At 45.7% G+C, this 7,538-nt stretch carries 6 protein-coding genes; all 6 read right to left on the bottom strand.

The window, feature by feature from the left end; genetic code table 11:
• Positions 1-105: 105 nt before the first annotated feature.
• Positions 106-1,347 carry a threonine ammonia-lyase IlvA gene (gene ilvA / locus B3763_RS00195; RefSeq protein ID WP_286742357.1) on the bottom strand — a complete coding sequence of 414 codons (1,242 nt, stop codon included), beginning with the start codon at positions 1,345-1,347 and terminating at the stop codon, positions 106-108.
• A gap of 207 nt (positions 1,348-1,554) precedes the next feature.
• Positions 1,555-2,628, bottom strand: a complete 1,074-nt coding sequence (gene ilvC / locus B3763_RS00190) for a ketol-acid reductoisomerase (protein WP_189631214.1) — start codon at positions 2,626-2,628, stop codon at positions 1,555-1,557.
• 22 nt (positions 2,629-2,650) lie between these two features.
• The gene (gene ilvN / locus B3763_RS00185) at positions 2,651-3,205 is read right to left on the bottom strand and encodes an acetolactate synthase small subunit (RefSeq protein ID WP_286742354.1); all 555 of its coding nucleotides are present in this window, start codon (positions 3,203-3,205) and stop codon (positions 2,651-2,653) included.
• A 2-nt stretch (positions 3,206-3,207) separates the two neighbouring features.
• The gene (ilvB, locus tag B3763_RS00180; protein ID WP_286742352.1) at positions 3,208-4,929 is read right to left on the bottom strand and encodes a biosynthetic-type acetolactate synthase large subunit; all 1,722 of its coding nucleotides are present in this window, start codon (positions 4,927-4,929) and stop codon (positions 3,208-3,210) included.
• Positions 4,930-4,935: 6 nt separating this feature from the next.
• Positions 4,936-6,609 (bottom strand): dihydroxy-acid dehydratase, encoded by a 1,674-nt coding sequence (gene ilvD / locus B3763_RS00175; protein ID WP_286742350.1) that lies wholly within the window; start codon positions 6,607-6,609, stop codon positions 4,936-4,938.
• The gene (locus tag B3763_RS00170; protein WP_286742349.1) at positions 6,610-7,500 is read right to left on the bottom strand and encodes a branched-chain amino acid transaminase; all 891 of its coding nucleotides are present in this window, start codon (positions 7,498-7,500) and stop codon (positions 6,610-6,612) included. It abuts the gene before it with no gap.
• Positions 7,501-7,538: the final 38 nt, after the last annotated feature.

Below are 7,538 nucleotides of genomic sequence, written 5' to 3'. Positions count from 1 at the left end.
ACACCAATGGTGACCAAAATTATGTTCGCCATTCGGTCCCGACTTTTCAGGAGCAGAACCATCTTCAAAAAGACCCTGAAACAAGTTCAGGGTGACGGTTAAGTTTTAAAGAATAAACCCGAACAAATTCGGTTGCTCGTTGAGGTATTCTACCTGATAGTTTCTCGAATTCATTCGTTCCAAAAGTGGCTCAAAGTCTTCTTTTCGCATGTGCTCAATGCCAATTAAAGCAGGACCTTTTTCTCTGGCTGTTTTTTTGGTGTATTCAAAATGTACGATGTCGTCATTCGGCCCTAATACTTCAACCAAGAACTCTTTGAGCGCTCCAGCGCGCTGTGGAAAACGAACTATGAAATAATGCTTGAGTCCTTCATATAGCAACGACCGTTCACGAATTTCCTCGGTTCTCGAAATGTCGTTATTACTTCCTGACAATACACAAACCACATTTTTACCTTTTATCTGCCGACTAAAAAGGCTTAAGGCGGCCGCACTCAGTGCTCCTGCAGGTTCTACCACAATGGCCTCGCGATTATAGAGCTCCAGAATGGTGGTGCAAACCAGCCCTTCAGGAACCGTAACAATCTCATCGAGCTGATTTCTGCAAATCTCAAAAGTTTTCTCTCCAACCGATTGGACAGCAGCCCCATCGACAAACTTATCAATGGATTGAAGGACTACTCTCTTACCGGAATTTACCGATTGAAGCATAGCCGGTGCTCCCTGAGGCTCTATTCCTATGATTTTGGTTTTAGGACTTAGTGCCTTAAAAATGGTGGAGACTCCTGCAGCGAGCCCGCCACCTCCTACCGGTAAAAAGAGATAGTCGATGGGGTCATGGGCATCCTCCAGAATTTCAAGCCCCACCGTTCCCTGGCCTTCAATCACTTGCTCATCGTCAAACGGATGGATGAAAGCCGCCTTTTGCTTCTTGCAATATTCCTGAGCCAAGCGGTAGGCATCATCAAAAGTATCGCCAATCAGCACCACATCTACCCAATGCTTACCGAAGAACTTGACCTGATCTACCTTTTGCTTTGGTGTTGGAGCAGGCATAAAAATGGTGGCATTTACCTCCAACATTCTGCAGGAATATGCCACGCCTTGTGCATGATTTCCTGCACTGGCACACACCACGCCATTCTTCTTTTCTGCCCCGGTTAGCTGGCTGATACGGTTGTATGCTCCACGAATCTTGTAGGACCTTACTACCTGCAAATCTTCTCGCTTAAATTGAATATTAGCTCCATGCTTTTCTGAAAATGACAGATTTGGCAACAAAGGGGTTCGTTGAATGACCCCTTGAAGCCTTTCTGCTGCCTTTTCAATATCAGCTAGTTGTGGCATGTAAAAAGTAGTTGTATTCATCGCATATTCGTATCATTTAACACGTCATTCCCGCTTAGGCGGGAATCTCCAAACAATCGCACCTTAGGCCGAGAGGGATTCCAAATCAAGTTGGGAATGACGGGTACTAGAATCATTTGAAGTAGGCCTTTACAGCCTACTCTAGGAGTAATACTCTCCTCCTATTCTAGGGAAAGATGGAGCGGGTTAAACCAATTCCTCTTTCTTTACAGATGGAGCATTTTCGGGTCTTAGTGCGCGCACTGCACGGCCGGCCTGCCACATTTCCGAATTATGAAGTTCGTCCAGTTCCTTCTGTAGCTTCTCCCTGTAGTCGGACTGAGAGTTGGAATCTATGGATTTTTGTGCCTCAATACCTGCTTTTACGGATGCGTAGAGTTTTTCAAACACCGGTTTTGTGGCTTCATAGAAAGGATCCTTCCAGTCTAAAGCCCCACGCTGAGCAGTGGTAGAGCAGTTGGCATACATCCAATCCATACCGTTTTCAGCAATAAGAGGATAGAGTGACTGGGTTGCTTCTTCAACCGTTTCATTAAAGGCTTCGGAAGGAGAATGGCCATTGGCTCTCAATACTTCATATTGCGCCTGAAACAGCCCTTGTATTGCTCCCATCAAGGTTCCTCTTTCTCCAGTTAAGTCAGAGGTTACTTCTTTGATAAAGGTGGTTTCGAACAGATAGCCTGAACCTACGCCTATACCCAATGCAAGAATTCGATCCCGTGCTTTTCCGGTTGCATCTTGATGCACAGCAAATGAAGAGTTTAATCCCTTGCCTTCGACAAAAAGCCTTCTCAAGCTGGTTCCTGAGCCTTTAGGAGCTACAAGAGCCACATCGACATCGGCCGGAGGAACAATGCCGGTTTTATCGGAATAAGCAACCCCAAAGCCATGCGAAAAATAGAGCATTTTGCCGGCTGTAAGGTGTTTTTTAACGGTTGGCCACAACTGAATTTGTGCCGCATCAGAGAGCAGGTAGCAAATAATAGTGCCTCTTTCCAAAGCCTCTTCAATTGAGAAAAGATTCACTCCTGGCTCCCAACCATCTTCTACGGCTCTATCCCAAGACCTGGAAGGTTGTCTTTGCCCTACAATTACGTTGATTCCGTTATCTCTGAGGTTCAACGATTGTCCGGGGCCTTGCACACCATAGCCTATGATGGCTACAGTTTCTCCATTCAACACTTCTTGTGCTTTGTTTAGTGGAAATTCGTCTCTGGTTACTACGTTTTCTTCAACGCCTCCAAAATTGATTAATGCCATTGTATTAAGGTTTAAATGATTTTCAGTTAAATGATTGATTATTATTGGCCTGCCTGGCCTCATTGACGAGCTCATGTAGGTTTTTAAGTTCTTCGTCTGGTTTGATAAGCGACACCCTGCCGGACTTCACATAGTCTATGAGCCCAAAAGGTCTAAGAAACTCCAGCAAGTCATCGTTTTCGGCCTTATGACCGGTTTTTTCAATAATCATGAAGTCTTGCTCTACGGAGAGTATGCGTGCGTTCTTATCGCGGATAAGTCGCTCCACAAGATTGTGCTGAGCTGCTTGTTCTACCGACACTTTAAACAGGGTAATCTCCTGAAAAACAGTCTCTTCATCGAGGTGATAAACTGCTTTAATTACTTCTACCTGTTTTTCCAACTGAAGCACAATTTTCTGTACAATCTCCTCGGTAGTGTTGAGCACGATAGTAAACCGGTGAATACCCGGTATCTGAGACTCTGAGGTATTGAGGCTTTCTATGTTGAGATGCCTTCTGGTAAATACAGAAGTTATTCGGTTTAGCAAACCAATATGGTTTTCTGTAAATACGGTTATGGTAAAGTCTTTACGCATAGCTATGACAATCTTACATCTGAAACACTGGCTCCTGTGGGCACCATGGGAAATACATTATCTTCTTTACCCACGTGTACTTCGAGCAGATAGCTTTCTTTATGGTTCAACATCTCCGCCACTGCTTCTTTGAGCTGACTTCGCTGCTTGATTGATCGGCCTTTAATACCGTAGCCTTCCGCTATTTTCACAAAGTCAGGGTTCACCATTTCGGTACTGCTATAGCGCTTATCGAAAAAGAGCTGTTGCCATTGCCTCACCATGCCCAAAAAACTATTGTTGAGAATAATGATTTTTACGGCAGCTTTTGTCTGGAAAATGGTTCCCAACTCTTGTAAAGTCATCTGAAAGCCTCCATCACCTATCACGGCCACCACTTCTCTATCGGGCGTGCCTAATTTGGCTCCCAGAGCAGCCGGAAGACAAAATCCCATGGTGCCCAATCCACCGGAAGTAATATTACTTTTGGTTTGTTTGAAGTGAGTATAGCGGCAAGCCACCATCTGATGTTGCCCTACATCAGTAACCAAGATCGCTTCTCCCCGAGCCAGTTCATTCACTTGCCGAATTACTTCACCCATGGTTAGTTCAGGGCCTAATGGCTTCAATTCGGGCTCAATTACCTGCTCATGCTCTATCTGGCCATAGGCTCTGAATTGTTCTAGCCAAGCCTGATGGCTTTTTCGTTTTACGGCTTGGGTTAGATGCTTTAATGTTTCCTTACAGTTGCCCAATACAGGCACTTGAACTTTCACGTTTTTATTGATCTCAGAAGGGTCTATATCCAGATGAATGACTTTAGCCTGAACGGCATAGCGAGAAAGATCTCCGGTTACGCGGTCATCGAAACGCATACCTATGGCTATTAGCACATCGCATTCATTGGTGAGCTTATTAGGGCCATAATTGCCATGCATTCCTAACATACCGACATTAAGAGGATGATCGGTAGGCAAGGCAGAGAGTCCTAAAAGGGTGCTGGCAGCCGGTATACCCGTTTTCTCAATAAAACTCTTGAATTCTTCTTCGGCCTGCCCAAGAATTACACCCTGACCAAAAAGAACAAATGGCCTTTTTGCTGAATTGATAAGTTCGGCAGCCTGTTCAATAGCCTCCGGGTTTATTGGTGGCACTGGTTTGTAACTCCTCACATTCTGACAGGGGCGGTATTCAAACTCTACCTCTCCAAACTGAGCATCTTTTGTAATGTCTATAAGTACAGGGCCGGGTCGGCCACTTTGAGCAATGTAAAAGGCTTTGGCCAACGCGGCAGGAATCTCTTCTGCTTTAGTTACCTGAAAGTTCCACTTGGTACAGGGCATAGAAATACTTATGATGTCTGTCTCCTGAAAAGCATCTGTACCTAAAAGGTGTGATCCCACCTGACCGGTAATACACACCAATGGTGTAGAATCTATCATGGCATCGGCAATTCCGGTGATTAAGTTAGTAGCTCCCGGACCTGATGTAGCCATAACAACACCTACCTTTCCGGTAGCCCGGGCATATCCCTGAGCTGCATGTATGGCTCCCTGCTCGTGCCGGGTAAGTACATGTTTAAGTGCCTGTTGATAGTGAAAAAGTGCATCGTATACCGGCATAATGGCTCCACCGGGGTAACCGAACAGCAGGTCGACTTTTTCGGCCAAGAGTGAACGAATTACAGCTTCGGCACCCGAAGTCTTTACTTTTTCGCTAACTGACTGAGCTATTGTTGCTTCCATTTGCATTTAATTATCGGTTACACAGCCCTGTGCCGCAGAGCTTACTGTTTTGGCATATTTATAAAGGGCACCTTTACTTACTTTAAGAGCCGGTGCTTTCCAGTTTTTTCTTCTTTCAGCCAACTCGGCTTCAGATACCAGTAAATTGATTTGATTGCGGGTGGCATCTATTACTATGGGATCACCGTCCTGAACCAAGGCAATGGTACCCCCTACCTGAGCTTCAGGACTCACATGGCCAACTACAAACCCGTGGCTTCCTCCTGAGAATCGGCCGTCAGTAATCATAGCTACTGTTTTGCCCAAACCTGCTCCCATTATGGCTGAGGTAGGCTTGAGCATTTCGGGCATTCCCGGTCCACCCTTAGGGCCCTCATAGCGAATTACTACCACGTGGCCATCCTTTACTCTTCCACTTTGTATACCTCTTATCGCAGAAAACTCATCGTCAAACACAATGGCCTTTCCTTCAAATCTTTCACCTTCTTTTCCGGTTATTTTAGCTACAGCACCTTCTTCTGCCAGGTTACCAAAGAGCATTTGTAAATGTCCTGTGAGTTTAATGGGCGTCTCTTTTGGCTTAAGAATGGCTTTTGAGTTATCCAGATCGGGTACGGTAGCCAAATTCTCTGCAATGGTCTTACCGGTAACCGTCAGGCAATCGCCATGGAGCATTCCCTCTTTCAGCATCCACTTCATTACGGCAGGAATACCCCCTGCTTCATGTAAATCTTCCATCAGATACTTCCCACTGGGTTTTAGGTCGGCCAAAAAGGGAGTAATGTCTGTAAGGCGCTGAAAATCATTAAGGGTCAACTCAATGTCTATGCTATGGGCTATGGCTATGAGGTGCATTACAGCATTGGTAGAGCCTCCAAGAACGGTGATCAACCGAATGGCATTTTCGAACGATTTCCTGGTCATAATATCCCGGGGCTTTAAATCGAGCTCCAGCACATTTCTGATGGCCTTACCTATTTTATTGCATTCTTCCTTTTTATCAGCACTTATGGCCGGGTTAGAAGCGCTGTAAGGCAGTGACATACCCAAGGCTTCTATTGCCGAAGACATGGTATTGGCCGTATACATGCCCCCACAAGCACCAGCTCCCGGACAGGAGTTTTTAATAATCCCTTTATAATCTTCGTCTGATAAAGTACCTGCAAATCGTTGCCCCAGGGCTTCGAATGAAGAAACTATGTTGAGTTTCTGATTTTTGTAGCAGCCTGAGGCTATGGTGCCACCGTATAGCATAATGGATGGTCGATTGAGCCTCCCCATAGCAATTAGTGCCCCGGGCATGTTCTTGTCGCAGCCTACTACGGTTACGAGAGCATCGTAATAATGCGCTCCTGCCACAGCTTCTATGGAGTCTGCAATAATCTCTCTTGAAGCCAGCGAATACCGCATACCTTCTGTACCATTCGCAATACCATCACTCACGCCAATGGTATGATACATGAGTCCCACCAGGTTTTCTTTCCAAACACTGGCTTTTACCTGCTCTGCCAGCTTATTCAGGTGCATATTGCAGGTGTTTCCATCATAGCCGGTGCTCACAATACCTACCTGGGCTTTGCCCATGTCTTCTTCCGTGAGGCCAATGCCATAGAGCATAGCCTGCGAAGCGGGCTGTGAGGGGTCTTGCGTGAGTCTTTTACTATATTTATTGAGTTCCATTTAAGCGTTTATCAATGTTTTAGGCAATGTCTTTCGAACCAGTTGTTGGTAATGCTGTGCTATGCGATAACCAATGGTTTTCTTCCAGGGCAATCGGAAAGGACTGCCATCTAAAAATTCTATACCGGCAATTTCTGCAGCCGTACCGGTAAAAAAGGCCCCGTCTGCTCCTTTAACCATATGCGGAGAGAAGTAGGCTTCATTTACCTTTATTCCCATTTGTGCGGCCAGTTCAAACACAGTGGCTCTGGTTATACCGGGTAGAATGTTGCCCAGCGGTGGTGTAAAGAGCTCTCCGTCTTTTTCGAAGAAAAAATTGGCACCACTACCTTCGGCCACACTGCCGTTTTCATCGAGCAACAGAGCCTCATCGAACCCTTTGCCTTTGGCCTCTGTAGTAGCCAAAATAGAGTTGGTGTAGTGTCCGGTAACTTTGGCCGAAACCGGCACAGCTCTGGGATTGGGCCGTTCGTAGGATGATACCATTACATTGAGCAGATTATCTCCTAAATACCTGCCCCATTCCCAGGCGCAGATAAAAAGGTGGCTGGTGCTTACCTTTTGTAAAGACATATTCTCACCCAGATAAAGTAACGGGCGGATATAGGCATCCTTTAACCCATTGCGCTCCAGTAACTCGTATGTCCAATCGACCAGTTGGCTGACCGTATAGTCGCAAGGCATGTGCATTTTATGCGCGGAATCGATCAAACGCTCATAGTGAGCTTCGGCTTTAAATATTGAGGTTCCTTCGGCTGTAGCATATGATCGGATGCCTTCAAACACCCCACTCCCATAGTGCATGGACTGGCTGTATAAACTGGCCCTGGCTTCTCCAGCCTTTAACCACTGGCCATCTAAAAAAATCGTTGTCTGGTCGTTGTAATACATGTTTCTACATTTTGAAATTATTGGTTTGAGCTACCTGT

It is taken from the genome of Roseivirga sp. UBA1976 (assembly GCF_002336325.1).
Taxonomy (GTDB): Bacteria; Bacteroidota; Bacteroidia; order Cytophagales; family Cyclobacteriaceae; genus Roseivirga; species Roseivirga thermotolerans.
The sequence above is the reverse complement of the archived record's forward strand: the minus strand, read 5'-3'. Positions and strand labels throughout refer to the sequence as shown.

Excerpts from the sequence above, each read along its gene's own strand:
- ilvA (WP_286742357.1), bottom strand. The coding sequence starts at position 1,347 with ATGCCACAACTAGCTGATATTGAAAAGGCAGCAGAAAGGCTTCAAGGG.
- ilvC (WP_189631214.1), bottom strand. The coding sequence starts at position 2,628 with ATGGCATTAATCAATTTTGGAGGCGTTGAAGAAAACGTAGTAACCAGA.
- ilvN (WP_286742354.1), bottom strand. The coding sequence starts at position 3,205 with ATGCGTAAAGACTTTACCATAACCGTATTTACAGAAAACCATATTGGT.
- ilvB (WP_286742352.1), bottom strand. The coding sequence starts at position 4,929 with ATGGAAGCAACAATAGCTCAGTCAGTTAGCGAAAAAGTAAAGACTTCG.
- ilvD (WP_286742350.1), bottom strand. The coding sequence starts at position 6,609 with ATGGAACTCAATAAATATAGTAAAAGACTCACGCAAGACCCCTCACAG.
- B3763_RS00170 (WP_286742349.1), bottom strand. The coding sequence starts at position 7,500 with ATGTATTACAACGACCAGACAACGATTTTTTTAGATGGCCAGTGGTTA.